The sequence below is a fragment of the Brevibacterium sp. LAARM3_SD1 genome, from assembly GCF_057364765.1.
Genome location: NZ_JBNFOL010000010.1, coordinates 85391 through 104545, shown reverse-complemented (window position 1 = coordinate 104545; position 19155 = coordinate 85391). Strand labels below are relative to the sequence as shown.

The 19155-nt window shown below is 67.8% G+C and carries 22 protein-coding genes and 1 tRNA gene; 6 read left to right on the top strand and 17 right to left on the bottom strand.

The features are described 5' to 3' along the window. Positions 1 to 18: 18 nt before the first annotated feature. Together AC2W7L_RS08175 and AC2W7L_RS08170 are read right to left on the bottom strand one after the other, a co-directional pair. On the bottom strand, positions 19 to 528 hold the full coding sequence (locus tag AC2W7L_RS08175) for an FHA domain-containing protein FhaB/FipA (RefSeq protein ID WP_486004050.1): 510 nt from the start codon (positions 526 to 528) through the stop codon (positions 19 to 21). After that, positions 525 to 1391, bottom strand: coding sequence for a DUF3662 and FHA domain-containing protein (locus tag AC2W7L_RS08170; RefSeq protein WP_369863825.1), 867 nt, complete (start codon positions 1389 to 1391; stop codon positions 525 to 527). The genes AC2W7L_RS08175 and AC2W7L_RS08170 overlap by 4 nt, the downstream gene beginning before the upstream one ends. 431 nt (positions 1392 to 1822) lie before the next feature. On the opposite strand from AC2W7L_RS08170, the gene AC2W7L_RS08165 reads away from it, so the two are divergent. Further along, positions 1823 to 1906, top strand: a tRNA-Leu gene (locus tag AC2W7L_RS08165). 453 nt (positions 1907 to 2359) lie between these two features. Here AC2W7L_RS08165 and AC2W7L_RS08160 read toward each other — a convergent pair. Genes AC2W7L_RS08160 through AC2W7L_RS08125 form a run of 8 tightly spaced genes read right to left on the bottom strand, consistent with a single transcriptional unit; the run spans position 2360 to position 8705 of the window. After that, a complete protein-coding gene (locus AC2W7L_RS08160; RefSeq protein WP_486004049.1) occupies positions 2360 to 3586 on the bottom strand; it encodes a hydroxymethylglutaryl-CoA synthase in 1227 nt (408 codons plus the stop codon). Next, positions 3583 to 4686: a hydroxymethylglutaryl-CoA reductase gene (locus AC2W7L_RS08155; protein ID WP_486004048.1), complete on the bottom strand. Its 1104-nt coding sequence runs from the start codon at positions 4684 to 4686 to the stop codon at positions 3583 to 3585. Before AC2W7L_RS08155 ends, AC2W7L_RS08160 begins: the two co-directional genes overlap by 4 nt. After that, positions 4683 to 5861: a type 2 isopentenyl-diphosphate Delta-isomerase gene (gene fni / locus AC2W7L_RS08150; RefSeq protein WP_486004047.1), complete on the bottom strand. Its 1179-nt coding sequence runs from the start codon at positions 5859 to 5861 to the stop codon at positions 4683 to 4685. Before fni ends, AC2W7L_RS08155 begins: the two co-directional genes overlap by 4 nt. After that, the gene (locus AC2W7L_RS08145; RefSeq protein WP_486004046.1) at positions 5851 to 6162 is read right to left on the bottom strand and encodes a hypothetical protein; all 312 of its coding nucleotides are present in this window, start codon (positions 6160 to 6162) and stop codon (positions 5851 to 5853) included. Before AC2W7L_RS08145 ends, fni begins: the two co-directional genes overlap by 11 nt. Next, positions 6123 to 7022: a phosphomevalonate kinase gene (locus AC2W7L_RS08140; protein WP_486004045.1), complete on the bottom strand. Its 900-nt coding sequence runs from the start codon at positions 7020 to 7022 to the stop codon at positions 6123 to 6125. The genes AC2W7L_RS08145 and AC2W7L_RS08140 overlap by 40 nt, the downstream gene beginning before the upstream one ends. Further along, positions 7019 to 8035 carry a diphosphomevalonate decarboxylase gene (mvaD, locus tag AC2W7L_RS08135; protein WP_486004044.1) on the bottom strand — a complete coding sequence of 339 codons (1017 nt, stop codon included), beginning with the start codon at positions 8033 to 8035 and terminating at the stop codon, positions 7019 to 7021. Before mvaD ends, AC2W7L_RS08140 begins: the two co-directional genes overlap by 4 nt. Next, on the bottom strand, positions 8032 to 8346 hold the full coding sequence (locus AC2W7L_RS08130; protein ID WP_486004043.1) for a hypothetical protein: 315 nt from the start codon (positions 8344 to 8346) through the stop codon (positions 8032 to 8034). Before AC2W7L_RS08130 ends, mvaD begins: the two co-directional genes overlap by 4 nt. After that, on the bottom strand, positions 8343 to 8705 hold the full coding sequence (locus AC2W7L_RS08125; RefSeq protein ID WP_486004062.1) for a GHMP family kinase ATP-binding protein: 363 nt from the start codon (positions 8703 to 8705) through the stop codon (positions 8343 to 8345). The genes AC2W7L_RS08130 and AC2W7L_RS08125 overlap by 4 nt, the downstream gene beginning before the upstream one ends. Between AC2W7L_RS08125 and AC2W7L_RS08120 the strand changes: the two genes are divergently transcribed. Then, a complete protein-coding gene (locus AC2W7L_RS08120; protein ID WP_486004063.1) occupies positions 8608 to 8901 on the top strand; it encodes a hypothetical protein in 294 nt (97 codons plus the stop codon). The genes AC2W7L_RS08125 and AC2W7L_RS08120 overlap by 98 nt on opposite strands. A gap of 176 nt (positions 8902 to 9077) precedes the next feature. Here AC2W7L_RS08120 and AC2W7L_RS08115 read toward each other — a convergent pair whose 3' ends face one another. From AC2W7L_RS08115 to AC2W7L_RS08105, 3 genes are all read right to left on the bottom strand, one after another. Continuing rightward, positions 9078 to 10403, bottom strand: a complete 1326-nt coding sequence (locus AC2W7L_RS08115; RefSeq protein WP_486004042.1) for an RNA polymerase sigma factor — start codon at positions 10401 to 10403, stop codon at positions 9078 to 9080. Positions 10404 to 10416: 13 nt separating this feature from the next. Then, a complete protein-coding gene (locus tag AC2W7L_RS08110) occupies positions 10417 to 10851 on the bottom strand; it encodes a YciI family protein (protein ID WP_486004041.1) in 435 nt (144 codons plus the stop codon). A gap of 167 nt (positions 10852 to 11018) precedes the next feature. After that, the gene (locus AC2W7L_RS08105; protein ID WP_486004040.1) at positions 11019 to 12392 is read right to left on the bottom strand and encodes an FAD-binding oxidoreductase; all 1374 of its coding nucleotides are present in this window, start codon (positions 12390 to 12392) and stop codon (positions 11019 to 11021) included. Between the two features lie 148 nt (positions 12393 to 12540). Between AC2W7L_RS08105 and AC2W7L_RS08100 the strand changes: the two genes are divergently transcribed. The 3 genes from AC2W7L_RS08100 (at position 12541) to AC2W7L_RS08090 (ending at position 15986) form a co-directional block, all read left to right on the top strand. Then, positions 12541 to 14343: a bifunctional 3'-5' exonuclease/DNA polymerase gene (locus tag AC2W7L_RS08100; protein WP_486004039.1), complete on the top strand. Its 1803-nt coding sequence runs from the start codon at positions 12541 to 12543 to the stop codon at positions 14341 to 14343. Positions 14344 to 14425: 82 nt separating this feature from the next. Further along, a complete protein-coding gene (locus AC2W7L_RS08095; RefSeq protein WP_486004038.1) occupies positions 14426 to 15502 on the top strand; it encodes an NAD(P)-dependent alcohol dehydrogenase in 1077 nt (358 codons plus the stop codon). A gap of 16 nt (positions 15503 to 15518) precedes the next feature. After that, on the top strand, positions 15519 to 15986 hold the full coding sequence (locus AC2W7L_RS08090) for a VanZ family protein (RefSeq protein ID WP_486004037.1): 468 nt from the start codon (positions 15519 to 15521) through the stop codon (positions 15984 to 15986). A 36-nt stretch (positions 15987 to 16022) separates the two neighbouring features. Here the strand turns inward: AC2W7L_RS08090 and AC2W7L_RS08085 are convergent, their stop codons facing one another. Then, positions 16023 to 16496 carry a MarR family winged helix-turn-helix transcriptional regulator gene (locus tag AC2W7L_RS08085; protein ID WP_486004036.1) on the bottom strand — a complete coding sequence of 158 codons (474 nt, stop codon included), beginning with the start codon at positions 16494 to 16496 and terminating at the stop codon, positions 16023 to 16025. A 98-nt stretch (positions 16497 to 16594) separates the two neighbouring features. Here AC2W7L_RS08085 and AC2W7L_RS08080 point away from each other — a divergent pair, with 98 nt between their 5' ends. Beyond that, positions 16595 to 16969, top strand: coding sequence for a VOC family protein (locus AC2W7L_RS08080; RefSeq protein WP_486004035.1), 375 nt, complete (start codon positions 16595 to 16597; stop codon positions 16967 to 16969). Here AC2W7L_RS08080 and AC2W7L_RS08075 read toward each other — a convergent pair whose 3' ends face one another. From AC2W7L_RS08075 to AC2W7L_RS08065, 3 genes are read right to left on the bottom strand one after another with little or no spacing between them, the layout of a single operon-like run. Beyond that, entirely contained in the window at positions 16970 to 17233 is a 264-nt protein-coding gene (locus AC2W7L_RS08075) for a DUF1905 domain-containing protein (protein WP_486004034.1), read from the bottom strand. Positions 17234 to 17278: 45 nt separating this feature from the next. Continuing rightward, a complete protein-coding gene (locus AC2W7L_RS08070; protein ID WP_486004033.1) occupies positions 17279 to 18250 on the bottom strand; it encodes a methyltransferase family protein in 972 nt (323 codons plus the stop codon). Continuing rightward, positions 18247 to 19152 (bottom strand): PhzF family phenazine biosynthesis protein, encoded by a 906-nt coding sequence (locus AC2W7L_RS08065; protein ID WP_486004032.1) that lies wholly within the window; start codon positions 19150 to 19152, stop codon positions 18247 to 18249. The genes AC2W7L_RS08070 and AC2W7L_RS08065 overlap by 4 nt, the downstream gene beginning before the upstream one ends. Between the last annotated feature and the right edge of the window lie 3 nt (positions 19153 to 19155).

The following is a 19155-nucleotide window of genomic DNA, read 5'->3' as shown; positions in this document are numbered from 1 at the left end:
TGATGGTACCGCCGGTCGTCACGATTGGGTCTCCAGGGTCGTATGTCCGATGGTGATCCGGGTGCCGATGGCCAGTTGGATGGGTCCGGTCATGCGTGAGCCGTCGACGATGGTGCCGTTGGTCGATCCGAGGTCTTCGAGCATCCATGCGCCGTTCTTCGCGGAGATCCGAGCATGATGGCTGGAGGCGAAGTCGTCATTGATGATGATCGTATTGTCGGGGGCTCGACCGAAGGTCACAGGTGCTCCCGAGAGCATGAGCGTCTGCCCGGCCAAGGGGCCGTCGGTGATGCGGATGGTGCCCGGATGGGCGTGGGTGACCGGGGCCGCCGCCGGACGCGGTGCGGGAGCCGGACGGGACGGTGCCGGCGGGGCGGACTTGGAGCCGCCTCGGCGGGATTTCCTTCCGGCACGGGTCTTCCGGGGGCCGAAGATGTCGCGCCGGAGGACTCCGGCGACTCCGAGGACGAAGAGCCAGAGGATGATGAAGAATGCCAACCGGAAGACGGTGACGGTGAATTCGCTCACTGGGCGTCCCGCTCGTTGTAGTGGACCTCGGCCTCGCCGGCGAGGAGGATGTCGCCGTCGGAGAGGGTCGCTGATGTCAGTTTGCGTCCGTGCAACAGTGTGCCGTTCGTCGATCCGAGGTCATTGGCCACGGCGCGGTCGCCCTCGACGACGATCTCGAAGTGACGGCGTGAGACGCCGGGATCGTCGATGACGAAGTCGGAGCTCGACGAGGAACGGCCGAAGGTGTTCGTGCCCTGTCGCAGCATCTGCGTGCGACCGTCGATGGTCACGCTGGCTTCGATGGTGCGAGCGGGTGCGGGTGCCGGGGCGGGGCGCGCGGCGGGGTTCGCCCGCGGTGGCGTAGCCGGGGCCGAACGCGCGGGTTCGGGAGTGCGGCGCGGGGTCACGGGGCGGGAACCGGAGTTCGGGGATTCGCCGACGATCGGATTCGCCCGCGAGATCGGGTCGTAGCCGCCGCGGTTGGCAGGCTGGGCGGCAGGAGATCCGTCGGGACGTTGGGTCGAGGACACGACGCGGTACATGCCCGTGTCGAGGTCGTCGGCGAGAGCGAATTCGACGGAGACGGGACCGACGAAGCTGTAGGCCTGTTCGACGGCGTGGTCGCCGACGATCTGGCGCAGATCGGAGCGCAGCTCGGACTCGAGGCCGGAGAGCCGGTCATGGTCGGTCTGCGAGAGCTCGATGACGTAGTGGTTGGCCGTCAGAGTGCGACCGCGGGAGACCACGGCGGCCTTGTTGTCGGCCTCACGGCGCAGTGCTCCGGCGAGTTCGACGGGTTCGACCTGGGATCGGAAAGCCTTGGCGAAGGCGCCGTTGACGACGTTCTCCAGCCCCTTCTCGAAGCGATCGAGTAACCCCATGGCACCTCCTCATCAGGTGTTGCCGTTGCCGGACGAACTCTTCGCCAAGCGTCTTTGAGTGCTCTGACCAGGTGGTCGTGATCACGTGCACTCTGGGCACATCAACACCCAATCCTAACGCGGTGAAGCTCTCAACTCACGTTACGCGAGTTCGCGGGGCGAAGCTGTGCCGGGATTCCCTGCGCGCGTCCAGGGAAGTTCGAGGGAATGCAGACGGTGCGGGCGGGTGGCTGTGCGGGGCCGGCGCGCGTGAAGCGGAGGGGGAGTGTGCGGGTGCGGCGGGGGGCTGTGCGGGATGTGCGCGGTTCGCGCAGGTGAACGAGTGTGGGCGGCTGTGCGGAGCGAAAATGTGAAGGTGGACACGTTTGAGCCGATTCGGCATTCTCGGTTTTAAGTTTCGCCTCCTCCGATGCTAGAGTCGTCTCTTGTTCGCGCGAGTGGCGGAATTGGTAGACGCGCTGGCTTCAGGTGCCAGTGGCCGCAAGGTCGTGGGGGTTCAAGTCCCCCCTCGCGCACAGCGAATGAGAAGCCCCTCACCAGGATCTGCAGAAGGTCCGGTGAGGGGCTTCTTCGCGTCCGCGCGGGTGGTCGCCGCAAACGGCCCAGTTTGAGGTGAGCAGCACGTGTTTGAACATGGGCTGCTCACCTTAAACAGTGCTGATTCCAATCTGAGTCGAAGGCACCTGGGCGCGGGGCGCTGGGTGCACCCGGGTGGCAGCGCAGCCCCGCAGCCCCGCAGTCGGCAGTCCGCGCTCGGCAGAATGCGAAATGGTGCTGTTTCCTCTGAAATGCACACAGAAGAACGTGAGCAGTTCAGAGAAGACAGCACCAATTACGACCTGAGGCCCACCTGAGGCCCACGTGAGGCCTACATGAGGGCCGCACGAGGGCCCGAGTGAGCCCTGGGGCTGCGAAAAGCCCGGCGTGAGGACCGAAGTGAGGCCTGCGTCGGGAGCCGGGGACCAGGCTCAGGCGCGCTCGTAGTGGCGGGCGCGGCCCTTGACGCCGGCGAAGCGGAACGGTCCCGCGGTCACCTTCGGCGTTGAGGCGTCCTCGGCGCTGGAGAGCTCGGCGGCGTGAAGTGCGCGATAAGCGTCGATTGACAGCGGCACTCGGGCGTCCAGTGCCTCCGTGACGGCCTGTCGGCGCGACTGCTGCTCGTAGCCGGGGACGACGCGGGCGGTGAAGAACTCGCCGACGCTGCCCGAGCCGTAGCTGAAGAGTCCGATGCGCTTGCCCGCGAGATCCGCATCGTGGTCGAGCAGCGAACACAGTCCCGCATAGAGAGAAGCGGTATAGGAGTTGCCGAGACGGCGGTTGTACAAGGTGCTCGTGGCCAGTCCGGTATCGCGCGGCCTGGTGGAAGCTGAGCCACCCGCAGTCCCCGCGACGATCTCCGTGTCGAGATCCTCACCGGTGAGTCCGGCGAGGTGGACCTGCGCCTTCTTCGCCATCTTCGTGAACGGCTGGTGGTAGAGCACGCGGTCGATCTCGGCCATCGCCGGTCCGCCCTGCGCGGCCAGATCGGTCCAGGCTCCGGTGAGCGCATCGAGGTAGGCGGTCACGGACAGGGCTCCGTCGACGATCGCGGTCGTCGAATCGTTCGGGCGCCAGAAGTCATCGACGTCGGCCGAGTTGAGACCCGAGACCGGTTCGATCTCGAGCAGCTTCGGATCCGCGGAGACGAGCATCGCCACGGCACCGGCGCCCTGAGTGGGCTCACCGGGTGTGTCGAGCTCGTAGCGGGCGACATCCGAGGCGATGACGAGCACCCGCTGTCCGGGAGACCGGGTGACGATGCCGACGGCGGCCTGCAGGGCGGCCGTCGCCGAGTAGCAGGCTTCTTTGACCTCGACGACCCGCATCTGCGACGGCAGGTCGAGCAGCGAGTGCACGGCCATGCCGGCGGCCTTCGACTGGTCGATGCCCGATTCGGTGGCGAACAGCATGGTGCGGATTCCCTCGGTCCCGCTGCGCTCGATGATCGGCGCAGCGGCCGCGGCGGCCATGGTGACGACGTCCTCATCGGGAGCTGGGAAGCTGAACTCGTCCTGGCCGAGGCCGAGGTGGAACTTCGCAGGATCGGTGCCGTTCGCCTCGGCGAAGTCATCGAGCCTGACGACATGGTGGCTGGTGGCCAGTTCGATGTCGTCGATGCCGATTGGTGCAGTGCCCGCAGCAGTGTGTGATGTCATGCGGCCTCGCCGTCCTCTCGCTGAGTCTCGGCAGCGCGCTGCTCGTCAGCCTTGCGTTCCATCTGACGGTGAGTGTCCATCAGCTCACCCGGGTTCGTCTGCGCGGCGAGCAGGGACAGCTCACCGCAGAGCACGGTGGCGGCCATGAGCGCCGCCAGGCGACGCGAATTCGCTCCCGGCTCGCGATCCTCGCGGCAGCCGAGGCGCTCCAGTGCCTCATCGACATGAGGCAGATCCTTGCCGTTGCCGACGGTGCCGACGATGAGGTGCGGCAGAGTCGTCGAGAAGTACAGGCCCTCGGGGCGGTTCTCCGCATAGGTGATGCCCTGTGAGCCCTCGACGATGTTCGCGGCATCCTGACCCGTGGCCAGGTAGAACGCGAGCAGCATATTCGCATAGTGGGCGTTCGCCGAGCGCAGGGCGCCCGCGATCGTCGACCCGACGAGGTCCTTGCGGATGACGATCTCCGTCATCTTCTCCGCGGTCGTGCGCAGGCGGCGCTCGACGACCTCGTGGGGCAGGAGGATCTCGGCGACGACATTGCGTCCGCGTCCGAGGATCCCGTTGACCGCGGTGGCCTTCTTGTCCGAGCAGTAGTTGCCGGACACCGACCCGTAGTCGAGGCCGAGGTGCCACGACAGGATGCGCTCCATGAGCGAGTCCGAGGCCTGGGTGACCATATTGTGGCCCGAGGCGTCATTCGTGCGGAAGGCGAAGCGGACGAAGAGCAGATTGCCGACGATCTCCGGATGGATCTCGATGAGCCGGCAGTGATTGGAACCGGCCTCGACGACCGATTCGAGTTCGGGAGTCCGGTGGCGGATGGCCCGCGCGGCCGCCTCGGCGCCGATCGCGGATTCGGCCACGAACAGCACGGACCGGGTCATCCGCTCATCGACGATGACGGTGCGGATCCCGTCCTCGATCTCACGCGAGATCGAGGCCCCGCGGCCGACGGAGGGCCACAGCGGGGTCTCATACGTTGCCAGGGGCACGGCCACCTCGGTGTGGGTGCCGTTCGGAGCCAGCGCTTCGCCGCTGACCCGCAGGGGACCGACCCACGTGGTGGGGATCCCGGTGATCGTGGTCTGCTGATTCACAGCTGATTCCTCCTCGAAAGAGCGTCGGTGCGGTGCGAGAGCGCGGTGGCGTCGATTCCGCGCAGACGGACGAACTCGCCGAGGCGACCCCGAGTGAGCAGGTCCGTGCCCGTGAGATCCGTGGATCGTTCGGCCCCGAGCAGTGCGAACAGAGCCGAGGTCTGAGTCTGCCAGGTGCGCACGAGGTCGACGAGTCCGTCCGGACCGTGGTCGAGCACTGTCTGCAGGAACGTGCCGGCGACGCCGACGGCGCGAGCACCGCAGGCCAGTGCCTTCACGACATCATAGGGGTTGCGCACTCCGCCGGAGGCCAGGAGCACACGGTTCGAGATTCCGTCGTCCATCAACGTTTCGGTCGTCCACTCAGGTGGGGCGTCGAGCAGGCAGGCCAGTGCCGACTGGCCGAACCCGGTGAGCATGGAGAAGTCTTCGGCCGGTGAGCGATCGTTCTCGATGCGCAGGAAGTCCGTGCCTCCGGCGCCGGAGACATCGGCGAACTGGACCCCGATCTCGGCGAGCAGCGTCAGCGTGCGGCGGCTGAGTCCGAATCCGACCTCTTTGACGACGACGGGCACGGGGCAGGCGGCGACGATGTCCTCGAGGCCGGACAGCCAGGTGGAGAAGTCGCGGGTGCCTTCGGGCATCGCGGTCTCCTGCACGGGGTTGATGTGCAGCTGGAGGGCATCGGCGCGCAGCAGTTCGACAGCGCGGCGGGCATCATCGGCGCTGCGACCGGCACCGAGGTTGCCCATGACGAAGCCGTCCGGGTTCTCCTCGCGGATGACGGTGAAGCCCTTGGCGGCCTCGGCGTCGTCGAGAGCCACGCTCATCGATCCGCAGGCCATGGGCAGACCGGTCTCGGCGGCGGCGATGGCCAGATCCCGATTGATCTTCGCCGTGGTCTCGGTGCCGCCGGTCATACCGTTGACGTAGAAGGGCGTCGGCCAGGTCCACTCGCCCAGCTCGACGCTGAGGTCGACGCGTTCGGGGCTCGTGCCCGAGAGCGCATGGTGGACGAATTCGAGGTCGTCGAAGTCGGTGCGGCGGGGACCTTCGGTCTGCTGCGCCGAGGCGAGGCGAACGTGGTCGTCCTTGCGGGAGGCCCGTGAGGCCTTGGTCTCCGGAGACTCTGCTGATGCCGCTGTTTCAACGGATGCCGGGGTCTCAGAACTCATCGATCTCGCCTTCCTCTCGGTGGGCACCGAGGTCCAGGGGTCGGATTCCGGCGGCTTCCCAGCCGCTGAGAATGGTCTGTGCTTCGGTGTGCGAGTGGGCGAGGGCGATTCCGCAGTCGCCGCCGCCGGCGCCGGAGGGCTTTGCGGCGGCACCGTGGGTTTCGGCGATCTCGCACAGATCGTGCAGGGCTTCGGTCTCGATGAGGCTGCCCGTGGAATCGCTCAGCCGTCGCAGCAGGGCGCGCACGGAGCGGATCGTGGTCAGGCTGGCCTCGGCGTCGTCGGCATCGAAGGCCGCCACGAGATCGTCGACGAGGATCTGGGACTCGGCGGCGAAGGAGACGAGCGGGCGGGTCTTCGCTGGAGGTGAGGCAACGGCCCCGGCCGGGTCGACTCGGCGGAAGTGTCGTCTGCCCGTTCGCTCGCGGTGTCGTCCGCCCGTTCGTTCGGGGAGTGGACGCGTGTGACGAGGTGTTCGGTCGACGCCGGTGATCCGGTCCAGCCGACGAGGAGGTCGAGCGAACTCGGGGGGGTGACCCGTCTGGCCGAGCAGTCGGCCCATTCCGCGCAGGTCATGGCGGAGACGACTCCGTGGGCTTCGCGATGAGCGTGCAGGGCCGCACGGTCGGGGGAGGAGTAGCGGATCCAGCCGCCGAAGGTGCTGGCGGCGAGATCCCCGCCGGAGGCCTTCGTGGAGATCGCGATGGTCGCGAGGACGGCGAGTTTGAAGCGTTCGGTCAGGGTGAGGCCGAGCCCATAGAACTCGTCGAGAGCGGCGATCGTCGCCACGGTCACCGCCGCCGATGAACCGAGGCCGAACTTCCGGCCGTCGGCGTCATTGAGTTCGCTGGAGATCTCGAGATCGAAGTAGCGGGGGCTGGCACCGCGGCCGGAGCGCAGCTCTTCGACGGTGGAGATCGCCGAGAGCACATAGTCGAAGGGACGCTCGTCGACGATGATGTGCTCACCATCGTCTTCGCGCCGCCAGATGACGGGGGCCTGACCGTATTCGCTCGAATGGATGCGGCCGGCGCCTTCGCTCTCGGTCAGACGCACGGTGATGCACCGGTCGACGGCGATGAGCACGGCGGGCTGTCCGGGTTCGACGACGGCGTACTCGCCGGCGATGAACAGCTTGCCGGGCGCCCGGGTCTCGATCATGCCCGGCTGCCTTCACCCGCAGCCGTGGTTGCTGCGTCTGCGGGCGGTACTTCGTCTGCGTCTGTGAGCAGGTGGGCTCCCGGTCCGGGGCCCACGACTCGGACGTCGCCGAAGCCGGAGAGCTTCTCGGCCAGCGCCTCGGCGTCATGGGGGCGGACGATGACGGCGACGTTCGGGCCGGCATCGGCGGTCGAATAGGCTTCGATCCCGTTCTCGCGGGCTTCGGCCACGGCGTCGAAGATCGCGTGGCTGGTCGGGTTGAGGAACCGGATCGGCGGCACCGTCGACTGGATGAGACCATGCATGCGCAGTGCGTGGGATTCGGTGATCTCACCGATGCGAGAGAAGTCCCCGGCAGCGCAGGCGGCGACCATCTGCTCCAGATAGTCCTCGGTCGAGGACACCCAGCCGGAGTAGAAGGGAGAGGTGGCGGCGGTCAGGCGCATGGCCTCGCGGGAGGACACGGCCTTCCGGGCCCGGTTGACGGTGACGATGATCATCCGCATATCAGGGGCGGACACGGTCTCGGCGAAGGACGATTCGTCGTCGCCGGCATGCCAGACGGCGATGCCATCGGGAATCGAGCGGCAGGCCGACCCCGAGCCGCGGCGGGCCAGACGGCTGAGATCCTTGGGCCCGAGATCGAGGTCGAATGCCGCGGCGGCCGCTGTGGCCAGGGCCGCGAACCCCGACGCCGAGGAGGCCAGACCGGCACCCGTGGGCACGGAGTTGCGGGACCGGACGAGGACCCGGTCATCGCGTCCGGCCAGGGCGCGGACGTGGTCGAGGAAGGTGGAGATGCGGTCGGTCTGACCGGGATCGGCGAGTGCGCCGTCGAGTTCGAGGACATCGGTCTCGGCGTCCGGGGCGGGCACCACGGTGGTCGTGGTCTCGAAGTGGTTCAGCGTCAGCGACAGACTGCCCGCGGCGGGCAGGATGAGCTCCTCATCGGCCTTGCCCCAGTACTTGACCAGGGCGATGTTCGGGTAGGCCCGCGCCGTCGTCGTTCTCATGTCGGTCTGACCTCCGTCGTCCAGGTGCGGGGTGCTCCCGCCTTGCGCAGGGCCTCGGCGAGCTCCTCGGCCGAATCATCGTCATCGGCCAGGGCGAGCACGCAGCCGCCGAGTCCGCCGCCGGTGAGTTTGGCACCCCAGGCTCCGGCCGCCGTGGCGGCGTCCACGAGGGAATCGAGAGTCGGGGTCGACACACCGAGGCTGCCGAGCAGCCCATGGGCTTCGTTCATCAGGGTGCCGATCGCCCCACGATCACCGGAGCGGATGTTGTCGACGGCGGAGTCGGTGATTTCGGCGAGACGGTCGATCATCCCCCCGATGCGCACAGGATCGGCGTCACGGCGGGCACGGACCCCTCCGACTGCCTCAGCGGTGGACCCGTGATGACCGGAGTCCGCGAGGACGAAGACGAGGCGCTGACCGACGTCGATGGTCTGGGCGCACCCGGTCTGGAAGCGGATGGGGGCGGGTTTGGCCACGGCCCAGGCGTCGATTCCGCTGGGTCGGCCATGGGCGACGGTCTCGGCCGCCTGCACGATCTCGTGGAGGGTGTTCTCGTCGAAGACCGTCGCATGCAGGTTCGCGACGGCGCGGCCACGGAGGTGGCCACGGCGGCGCTCGAGCCCAAGCCGCGGCTGTGGGGGATCGCCGAACGGATGAGCAACTCCACCTCGGCGTCGGGATTTCCCACGGCCTTCAGCGCGGCGTTGAGACCGGCGACGACGGGGCCCATCGGCTCCGGAGCGGTCTGCGCATTTCCGGAGAACAGCTGGCTCTCGATCCGGGTCTCCTGGTGCGGGGACCGGCGGATGTCGGTCTGGACTCCGAGCCCGTGCAATGGCACTGCGACGGCCGGAGAGCCGTAGACAACCGCGTGTTCGCCGAACAGGATCGCCTTTGCGTGGGCGAAGCCCTGGGATGTGCCCTGGGCGGGTTCGGTCTGAGAGGAATTGTGCATGCAGGATGGTTTCGGAGTCTGTGGATTGATTTCACCATCATATGCCGTACCCCGGCTCATCCCGAAGACGAGGTGACGTCCGTCTCAGGTGGGTCCTGCCGAGAGGTAGTCACGTTCGGCCGGATCGGTGGTCAGGTCGAGGGCGCGCCGACGGGCGGTGGTCGCCTCGTCGATGCGGCCGAGGCGGGTGAGCAGATGCGCCCGCAGCACCCAGGCAGGTTGGAAGGCGGAGACGCGCTTATCGTCTTGGCCGTCCGGGGCGACGCCCAGCGCGTCAAGAGCTGCCAGTCCCGCCTCGGGCCCCTCGATTTCGGCGAGGATGGCCGCCCGGGAGACCGAGCCGCCGAGGCTCGGCGCGAGCTTTGCGAGGTCGTCGTGGAGGCGCAGCAGCATCGGCCAATCCGTGGATCCGGTGCGGATTCCGGCCATATGGAGGAGTTGGATGGCCGCCTCGATGCCGAATCGGCCGACGTGTCCGCAGCGGTGGACCTCGACGAGGTGGCGCTCGCCGGCCTCGGTGAGTGTTCCGTCCCAGCGGTCCGGGTTCTGGTCGGACAGGGGCACGAATCGTCCGTCGTCGCTGCGGCGAGCGGGGAACCGGGCGGCGGAGAGGTGGATGAGGGCGGCCAGTCCGTGGGATTCGCCGTCACCGGGGCAGAGTTCGGCCACGAGGCGGGACAGGTACAGGGCCTCGCCGATCATGCCCTCCCGTGGCTGAGCGGCCGCCTGAGCCCATTCGATGGCGAAGGCCCCGTAGATCGTCTCAAACACATCGGGCAGACGGGACTCGAGGTCGAGACGGTCGGGACTGCCGAAGGCGACGCCGAGTCCGGCAACGCGCTTATTCGCCCTGGTCAGGCGGGCCGAGACGGTGGCGGCGGGCAGGGCCATGGCAGAGGCGATCTGCTTCGCCGTCATCCCCATCACGGCCGAGAGCATGAGCAGCGGCCGCGCGGGCGGGTCGATGTCCGGATGAGCGCACGCGGCGAGGAGTTCGAGTCGCCGGTCGGGCAGAGCGTCGGGATCGTGTTCGGCGGGATCAGTGCTGGAACCTGTGCTGGAACCTGTGCTGGCACTGGCGCCGTGATCGGTCCCGAGTTCGGAGGCACCGGCGCCGAGGCGGTCGATCGTCTCCTCGTCGAGGGCGGTCGAGGTCCGCGCCGCCGCCGATTTCCACACGTCTCGGCGGGCATTGAGCGCCACACGGTAGAGCCAGCCTTCCGGATTGGCGGGCGGTCCCTGGTCCCGCCACGCGGTGACGGCGGGTTCGAGCGCGGTGGACAGGGCATCCTCGGCGCCGGAGATATCGCCGTCGGCGGCCGCGATGAGCGCGATGATCCTGCCCCAGCCGTCCTGGGACAGGATCATCGCCCGCTCGGCAGGATCGGTGGTCTCTGCGGGCTCGGTCATCTTGGTCAGGCGTTCAGGACGACCGGTTCGGCCGGGACGGGCAGTCGCCCGGCTGGGACGGGCTGTCATCCGGTCGGGTCCAGGCCCCGTCGACGAAAGAGGTCGCGGCGGGTCGGACCTCGATCGTGCCGTAGTTCGTGCCGGGGAACTTCTCTGCCCAGGCCAGGGCCGCCTCGGTGTCGGGAACGTCGATGACGACGACCCCGGCCAGGGCCTCCTTCGCGGCGGCGAAGGGTCCGTCTTCGATGACGACCTCGCCCGTCCGCCGGGTCACGGTCTTCGTCTCCGTGTGGGGTGCGAGCATCTCCCAGGCGACGAAGACTCCGGCCGAGGTCAGGGCCTGGCCGAAGTCGTCCATGAGGCGCATCATCTCCTGGATATCCTCTGTGGTGGGGGCCGGGCCGTCGGCTCCGGGCTCGGGGGCGTGGAAGATCAGTGAATAGCGCATGGTTCGCTCCGTTCTGTGTGAGACGGCCGCGTTTCGGCCGCTCATCGTGAAGACGATCGAATCGACGGCGATTCGACACCATGCTCAAGATTCTTCCACGGAATCCCTCCGCCGAGGCGGCCCTGACCTATCCGGGGACGCCCCGACCGGCCCGAGGCCGGACCGTCTCAGACGAGTCCGGTGTAGACCGATCCCGGGTTGAAGATGTTGTCCGGATCGAGGGCCTGCTTGATCCGGTGATTGAGCTCCATGACATCTTCGCCGAGGTAGGGCGCGAGCCACGGTGCCTTGAGCCGGCCGACGCCGTGCTCACCGGTGATCGTCCCGCCGAGGCCGGTCGCCAGGTCCATGACCTCGCCATAGGCGATCTGCGCGCGCTTCTGCTGTTCCTCATCCTTGGGATCGAGGACGAGCAGGGGATGCGTGTTGCCGTCGCCGGCATGGGCGATGACGGCGATCGTCACCTCGCGGTCGGCCGCGATCTTCTCGATGCCGAGCACCAGATCGCCGAGCTTCGGCAGCGGCACGCCGACATCCTCGAGCAGCAGCGCACCCTTCTTCTCCACGGCCGGGATCGCGATCCGGCGAGCCGTGACGAAGGCTTCGCTCTCCTCGGGGTCGGTCGTGAGGTAGCACTCGGAGGCCGCGTTGCTGTTGCAGATCTCCTCGATGATCGCCGCCTGAGCGCTCGCGTGCTCTCCGGGTTCGTCGGACTGGATGACGAGCATGCCCTCGGCCTCACGGTCGAGACCCATCTTCAGCTCGTCCTCGACAGCGTTGATCGAGGGCTTGTCCATGAACTCGAGCATCGAGGGCCGCATCGCCTTCGCAATGTCGAGGACGGCGTTCGTGGCGTCGGCGAGCTTCGGGAACATCGCGACGACGGTCGTCGGGGGCAGCTGGGCGGGGATGAGGCGCAGGGTCACCTCGGTGATCACGCCCAGGGTCCCCTCCGAGCCGACGAACAGCTTCGTCAGCGGCAGACCAGCGACGTCCTTGAGCCGGGGTCCGCCGAGCTTCACGGCCCGACCGTCGGCGAGGACGACGGTCATCCCGAGGACGTAGTCCGTGGTCACGCCGTACTTCACGCAGCACAGTCCGCCGGCGTTCGTGGCGATGTTTCCGCCGATGGAGCAGAACTCGAAGGACGAGGGGTCCGGCGGGTACCAGAGGCCGTGCTCGGCCGCGGCGGCTTTGACCTCGGCGTTGAAGGCGCCCGGCTGGACGGTGGCCATGCGGGTGACCGGGTCGATGCTGATCTCGCACATCCTGTCCAGGGACAGCACGATTCCGCCGTCGATCGCGGAGCTGCCTCCCGACAGGCCGGAGCCGGCGCCGCGGGGCACGATCGGGACCTTCGCCTCGGCGGCGATGCGCACCACCGTCTGCACCTCCTCGGTGGTTCTCACCCGGACCACGGCGGCGGGCACCCCGGCATCGGGATCGTTCGCGCGGTCCCAGCGGTAGGCATCCATCGAATCGGGATCGGTGATGACTGCCCCGGCCGGCAGGGCGGAGGTGAGAGAGGAGACAACGTCCATGTTGCGTATCTGCCTTTCGAGCGGAGTTCGGCACCCGGAATTCGCTCTTGACGTTACCAGGATCACGTTCGCCGCAGAAGGCCAGGGTCACGGTGCGGACGGGCGCTCGGAAGGTCGTCCGCGAGCACCCGCGGCGTAGGCTGGATCCATGACCTCCGCCCCCGATCAGCCGCCCGCCGCCTGCGTCCTCGGCACGCTGCCCGGCACAGTGTTCGAAGGCCGTCGGATCGGGATCGTCGACCTCGATCGCGAGGGTCGGGAGATCGGTCGAATCGACCTCGCCGAGGAGGCCCTGCCCGACCATGTCCGTGACCGTGAGAACGGGGCCCGAGGAGGGCAGAGCGCATCCGGGGGAGAGCAGAACGGGGCCCGCCCGCGGTGGGTCTTCAGCGACACCCCGAAGTGGTATCCGCCCCTGTTGGCCGCCGGAGTGAGCATCGAACGCTGCCACGACCTGCGACTGGCTCATGCGATCCTCGCCCGTTCCGAACTCGTCACTGCACCCGAGGCGGTGCGCGCAGCCGCCGACTGGGATGCCGCGCCCGCCGATGCCGCCGCACCGGAACAAGCGGCCGCTCTCTTCGACGTCGATGCCGGGCGCGGATTCATCCCCCAGGTTCCGCACGATCTCGAGGCGACCCTGGCCGAATATGTGCGGCAGACCGCGGCGATCGAAACCGCGAGCGATCCGGGACGGCTGCGGCTGCTGCTCGCCGCGGAATCGGCGGGAGGACTCGTCGCTGCGGAGATGCGCGCGGCAGGTGTGCCCTGGGATGAGGCCGAACACGACCGAATACTGACCGAACTGCTCGGGCCCCGGCCGATCCGCGACGGGAAGCCGGAGAAGATGCTGGCCAAGGCCGAGGAGGTTCGGGCCGCTCTCGACGATCCGCGGGTCAACCTCGATTCGCCGAACCGACTGCTCGCGGCCCTGCGCAATGCGGGAATCAACGTCGCCTCGACCTCGAAATGGGAGCTGCAGACGAGCGAGCATCCCGCGATCGAACCCTTGCTCGAGTACAAGAAGATGGCCCGGCTGCTCTCCGCCAACGGCTGGCACTGGCTCGACGAGTGGGTCGACGAGGGCCGCTACCGGCCGGTCTATGTGCCCGGCGGGGTCGTCACCGGACGGTGGGCGGCCAGCGGGGGAGGGGCCCTGCAGATTCCACGGCAGCTGCGGCCGGCGCTGCGCGCCGACGAGGGGTGGCGGCTCGTCTCCGCCGACGTCGCCCAGCTCGAACCCCGCGCGCTGGCCGCAATGTCGGGCGACCGGGCGATGGCTGCAGCCGGCTACGGCCGCGACCTCTACTCCGGGCTCGTCGACGCCGGCGTCGTGGCCACCCGGCAGGAGGCGAAGATCGCCGTCCTCGGCGCGATGTACGGATCGACGACCGGGGAGGCCGGGGCCCTGGTGCCGCGGCTGCGGCAGAATTTCCCCGCCGCGATGCACCTCGTCGATTCCGCCGCCGAGGCGGGACGACAGGGCGGAGTCGTGTCCACTTGGCTGAGCCGGACCTCCCCGCCTCCGGGTGAGGGCTGGCAGCGACTGCAGAGGGCGGCGAACCGCTTCGACGCCACCGGCGCCGATGAGCAGAGAGCGCGTCGGGCCGCCGGTGACCAGGGACGCTTCACCCGCAACTTCGTCGTCCAGGGCACCGCTGCCGAATGGGCGCTGGCGTGGCTGGCCGACCTGCGCCTGCGGTTGGCACGGCTTCCTGAATTCGACGGCACCCGCCCAGCCGCAGCCTCGGGGCCGGTGTTCTCCCGTCGTGCCCACCTCGTGTTCTTTCTCCATGACGAGGTCATCGTCCATGCCCCGGCCGAACAGGCCGAGGAAGCGGCGGAGGCGATCAGGGCGGCGGCCGCCTCGGCGGGTCGATTGCTGTTCGAGGATGCCCCCGTCGATTTCCCGCTCGATCTGAGCATCGGCGAGCGGGCGATCAAAGAATAAGTCCATGTGCATGGAATAGACTGCGAGCCGCAGGTGCTGGACGATGTGGCCCAGCAACGGACACGGAATCCAAGGAGAGCACATGAGCATCAGCGTCAAGGCACTGCAGAAGACCGGACCGGACCAGCCGTTCCGCGTGGCCACGATCGAACGCCGGGATCCCCGACCCGATGACGTCGTCATCGACATCAAGGCCGCAGGCATCTGCCACAGCGACATCCACACCATCCGCAACGAATGGGGCGAGGCGCACTTTCCGCTCACCGTCGGCCACGAGATCGCCGGCGTCGTCGAAGCCGTGGGCTCGGACGTCACCGATTGGAAGGTCGGCGACCGCGTGGGAGTGGGCTGCATGGTGAATTCGTGCGGAGAGTGCGAGGAATGCGAGGCCGGACAGGAACAGAACTGCCTGAACGGCAACGTCGGCACCTACAACGTCGAAGATGTCGACGGCACGATCACCCAGGGCGGATACGCGCAGAAGGTCGTCGTCAACGAACGCTTCGTCTGCCGCATCCCCGAAGCCCTCGACTTCGACGTCGCGGCCCCGCTGCTGTGCGCGGGCATCACCACCTACGCACCGCTCAACCGCTGGGGTGCCGGAGAGAAGAAGAACGGTGCGCCCAAGAAGGTCGCCGTGCTCGGACTCGGCGGACTCGGCCACATGGGCGTGCAGATCGCCGCGGCCATGGGAGCTGAGGTGACCGTTCTCTCGCGCACGCTGAAGAAGGAAGCCGCGGCCCTGGAACTCGGGGCGACGCGGATGCTCGCCACCACCGAGGAGAACTTCTTCTCCGACCACGCCGGCGAGTTCGACCTCATCCTCAACACGATCAGCGCCGACATCCCGGTCAACCGCTACCTGCGTCTGCTCAAGCCGCGCGGGACTATGGCCGTCGTCGGACTGCCGCCCGAGAAGCAGGAGTTCTCCTTCGGCGCCGTCATCGGCGGGGCCAAGGCGATCGCCGGATCGAACATCGGCGGCATCGCCGAGACCCAGGAGATGCTCGACTTCTGCGCCGAACACGGCATCGCCGCGAAGATCGAGACGATCCCCGTCACCGAGGCGGACGCCGCCTACGACCGGGTCGTGGCCGGAGATGTGGTCTTCCGCGTCGTCATCGACACGGCGAGCTTCGACACGGTCGACGCCGTCTAGTCGGTCGGGGGGAGCGATGACGGGGTCGAGGCGCAGGCTGCGGACAGTGCCGTTGGTCCTGCTCATCCTCTACACGGTCTTCATCGGCCTCGTCACGCTCACACCCAACCAGATGGACACCGGACCCGGCTCGTTCATCGCGGGCCTGCTCGAGTTTCTCGCCTCCCACCGAGTGACCGCGTGGATCGACTACGACATCCTCGAGAAGCTCGCCAATGTCGGAATGTTCATCCCCTTCGGCCTGCTGGTAGCCCTCCAATGCGGCCGCAGACGCTGGTGGGTCGGCTGGGTCGCGGGAATCGCGTTCACCTGCATCATCGAGGGCACTCAGGCGACCCTGCTCTCACCCACGCGCTTCGGCACGGTCAGCGATCTCGTCACGAACAGCCTCGGTGCGGGAATCGGTGCGGTAGTCGGGCTCATCGTCATGACGATCTGGCAGCCGAGGATGGACCAGGTTCCCACTGACCACGAGGTCCGGTGAGGCCGGGTCCCGGTGACGGCCGTGTGCCGCCGACCCTCAGCCGTCCTCCGGCTCCTCGAGTGCCGCGATGCACTGCCCGAGTGCCTCGGTGACCATCGTCCGAGTCTCTTCGTCGAGCGGTGAGACCATGCGAGCCGTGACCACCTCGACTCGGGACACGGCCTGATCGAGCGCCTCAATGCCTGCCGGGGTGAGGCGAGTGGGCAGGACGCGACCGGAGTCCGCCTTGGCCGGTCTCGTGATCAGCCCCCGTTCCTGGAGTCCGCGCAGCAGAGTATTCATCGTCTGCCGGGTGACGAAGGCGCCGCGGGCGAGCTCGGAATTCGATGCTCCCGGCCGTCGCCGCAGCTGCTCGAGGCAGTTGTACTGCGGCGTGGTCAGCTCCAACGGTCGCAGCGTCTCATCCATCCGGGACCGCAGCGCCGACTGCAGATGCTTGAGCTGGTAGCCGAGCAGCGACTCGAGTCTGTCCTCCCCGACGGCTTCTCCAGCATTAGTCTCTTGACTCATGTAAGCATTCTGACATACATTTCTGATGTCAGGTTACTGACATAAGACGAGAGCGGGTCCTGCCATGCGGCGGGATGCCGAAAGAGAAGGAGAACACCATGAATGCGTCAGTGAGCGGTCCGGACTTCATCGCCCTGCAGGTGCGCGACGTGGAAGCGGCCGCACAGTTCTACGAATCGCAGCTCGGGCTGACCCGAGCCCCGGCCGCCCCGCCCGGAGCGGTCGTGTTCACGACCTCGCCGATTCCCTTTGCCGTGCGCGAACCGCTGCCCGGCGTCGACCTCGACTCCGGCGATCGCCCGGGAAACGGAGTGGCGCTGTGGCTGAGGTGCGATGATGCGCAGGCACTGCATGATTCCCTCGCCGAGGCGGGGGTGGAGATCCTCCGTGCGCCCGCACCCAGCCCCTTCGGGCTGACCTTCACGATCACCGATCCCGACGGCTATGCGGTGACCCTGCACGACGCGGGGTGATCAGCGCAGCGAATCGACGATCTTAGCGATCCGGCGATCGTGGGTCTCACCGCCGGCGACCCCGATCTTCTCCCGGTGTTCCTTGGCCAGCGGGAGCAGGTACTTCCCGCCCATCACCGCGGTCGTCGAGGGATAGGAATAGCCTTCGATCGTGACGATGACCGGGACCCGCTTGCCCACGCCGAAGCCGAGGACGATGTCCTCGGGAACCTCGATGCCGACATTGTTGCCCAGGGCGAGAAGTTCGGTGGTGAACGTGACCATGGGGCCTCCTCGGTGAGTGGTCGTTCTCAGCCGAGCGTAGGCCGATCAGTCCTCGTCGACAAGGTCGGGAGACGAATCGGCGGTCGAGAATGTCGGCCACCAGCAGCGCACCCGCTTGGCGTAGTCGCGGTATTCGTCTCCGAAGCGCTCGATGAGGTCGGCCTCCTCGTGGGGGCGGATGAGCCAGTTCCACAGCAGTGAGCCGATGAGGGCGTACACGACGACGAGCCACGAGCCGATGAGCAGGCCCATCGCCATCCCCTGGACGATGCCGGCGATGGCCATCGGGTTGCGGACGAAGGCATAGGGTCCGCGGGCGACGAGATGGTGGGCCATCTGCGAGGGCAGCGGGGTGCCGGAGCCGAAGTTCGCGATCGCTCGGGCCGACCAGACGCCGATGACGCTGGAGAGGGCGAGCAGGGCGAAGCCGACGACGACGAGGAGGATCGGGAACTTGTAGGCCAGATTCCACCGGTCTTCGAAGGCATTGATGATGACCGGGATGATGATGAGGAAGACGCCCCAGAAGACGACGATCTGAATGGTCGTGTGCACGAGCACGCGAGAACGCACTCGAGTATGGGAGCTGTGGAATGCGAAGGGTCCGATGAGGAGTTTCTCGGACGGGATGCGGCCGACGATCATGAGCACACCGGCAAGGAGGCTGCCGAGCGCGGCGAGGATCATGAGTACGGCACCGAGGCCCGCCTCGGTGGTGGCGGTGGCATAGATGACCATGCCCAGCGCTACGAGCACGGTCCATGCGGTGGCGATCCACACCGCCCAGCGGAAGTTGAGTGCGGCCAGGGCGGAGCCGATGACGAAGAGTGGGATGTCGACGAACGCGATAAGCAGCGGATTGATGCTGCCGAGCGTCGCGGTCGCCACTCCGGGGATCATCGCGGTGCCCAGCCACCATGCCGCTCCGGCGAGGGCCTGGAGGGCGAAGTACATGCGGCCGTGGAAGACGCGCACGCGCTTCTTCGGCTTGTTCGCTTCGGTGAGATGTCGATTCATGTGTGCACCGTCCCGCGGACGCAGATGGACGTGGCTCCGCTGACCCAGATCTCGTCGGCCTCGGCCGTGATGGAGATGACTCCGGAGCGGCCGAGCGCGGTTCCCTGAGTCGCGGTGTAGCGGTTCGGGGTGAGGTTCTCGCCGATGAGCCATTGGGCGACGGAGGCGTTGAGGCTGCCGGTCACCGGATCCTCGGCGACGCCGACTCCGGGCACGAAGGCGCGGATCTCGTATTCGTGGTCCGCTGCTTCCGGGTGGGCGCCGAGGACGCCGAGCTTCGCATCGGGGATCGCCGAGAAGTCGGGGTTGAGAGCGAGCACCTGTTCGGCGCTCGCCAGTCGCACGGCCGCCCAGCCGGGTCCGTTGTCGGCCCACTGGTGATCGAGGATCTCGGAGCGATCGACGCCGAGGGCGGTCGCGATCTGGTCGACGTACACGTCGTCGAGCGGCCCCGAGCGCAGGCGATCGGGGGCGGCGAAGGCGAGGGTCTCGGAGGGTTCGACGGTCGGGTCGGTCTGGTTGGTCAGGTCGATTGTTTGGGTCGGGCCGCCTCGGCGAGGGGATCTGCGGATGTCGACGAGGCCGGCACCGCATTCCTGGACGATGCGGTCCTCGTGCTTCGGGGCGCCGCCGGCGTCGAGCCAGGCCGCGGCCGAGCCGAGCGTGGGGTGGCCGGCGAAGGGCAGCTCCCGGTGCGGGGTGAAGATGCGCAGGCGGTAGTCGGCCCCGGGATCGTCGGGTGGGAGGACGAAGGTGGTCTCGGACAGGTTCGTCCAGTTCGCAATGCGGGCCATCTGCGTCTCATCGAGGCCATCGGCGTCGACGATGACCGCGACGGGGTTGCCCTGGAAGGGCACGGCAGAGAAGACATCGACCTGGGCGAAACGACGGTGCTGTGACAATGA

Excerpts from the sequence above, each read along its gene's own strand:
- AC2W7L_RS08105 (WP_486004040.1), bottom strand. The coding sequence starts at position 12,392 with ATGGACGTTGTCTCCTCTCTCACCTCCGCCCTGCCGGCCGGGGCAGTC.
- AC2W7L_RS08075 (WP_486004034.1), bottom strand. The coding sequence starts at position 17,233 with ATGGTCACGTTCACCACCGAACTTCTCGCCCTGGGCAACAATGTCGGC.
- fni (WP_486004047.1), bottom strand. The coding sequence starts at position 5,861 with ATGAGTTCTGAGACCCCGGCATCCGTTGAAACAGCGGCATCAGCAGAG.
- AC2W7L_RS08170 (WP_369863825.1), bottom strand. The coding sequence starts at position 1,391 with ATGGGGTTACTCGATCGCTTCGAGAAGGGGCTGGAGAACGTCGTCAAC.
- AC2W7L_RS08140 (WP_486004045.1), bottom strand. The coding sequence starts at position 7,022 with ATGATCGAGACCCGGGCGCCCGGCAAGCTGTTCATCGCCGGCGAGTAC.
- AC2W7L_RS08100 (WP_486004039.1), top strand. The coding sequence starts at position 12,541 with ATGACCTCCGCCCCCGATCAGCCGCCCGCCGCCTGCGTCCTCGGCACG.
- mvaD (WP_486004044.1), bottom strand. The coding sequence starts at position 8,035 with ATGAGAACGACGACGGCGCGGGCCTACCCGAACATCGCCCTGGTCAAG.
- AC2W7L_RS08090 (WP_486004037.1), top strand. The coding sequence starts at position 15,519 with ATGACGGGGTCGAGGCGCAGGCTGCGGACAGTGCCGTTGGTCCTGCTC.
- AC2W7L_RS08095 (WP_486004038.1), top strand. The coding sequence starts at position 14,426 with ATGAGCATCAGCGTCAAGGCACTGCAGAAGACCGGACCGGACCAGCCG.
- AC2W7L_RS08120 (WP_486004063.1), top strand. The coding sequence starts at position 8,608 with ATGCAGGTTCGCGACGGCGCGGCCACGGAGGTGGCCACGGCGGCGCTC.
- AC2W7L_RS08130 (WP_486004043.1), bottom strand. The coding sequence starts at position 8,346 with ATGATCGACCGTCTCGCCGAAATCACCGACTCCGCCGTCGACAACATC.
- AC2W7L_RS08115 (WP_486004042.1), bottom strand. The coding sequence starts at position 10,403 with ATGACCGAGCCCGCAGAGACCACCGATCCTGCCGAGCGGGCGATGATC.
- AC2W7L_RS08085 (WP_486004036.1), bottom strand. The coding sequence starts at position 16,496 with ATGAGTCAAGAGACTAATGCTGGAGAAGCCGTCGGGGAGGACAGACTC.
- AC2W7L_RS08160 (WP_486004049.1), bottom strand. The coding sequence starts at position 3,586 with ATGACATCACACACTGCTGCGGGCACTGCACCAATCGGCATCGACGAC.
- AC2W7L_RS08070 (WP_486004033.1), bottom strand. The coding sequence starts at position 18,250 with ATGAATCGACATCTCACCGAAGCGAACAAGCCGAAGAAGCGCGTGCGC.
- AC2W7L_RS08080 (WP_486004035.1), top strand. The coding sequence starts at position 16,595 with ATGAATGCGTCAGTGAGCGGTCCGGACTTCATCGCCCTGCAGGTGCGC.
- AC2W7L_RS08110 (WP_486004041.1), bottom strand. The coding sequence starts at position 10,851 with ATGCGCTATTCACTGATCTTCCACGCCCCCGAGCCCGGAGCCGACGGC.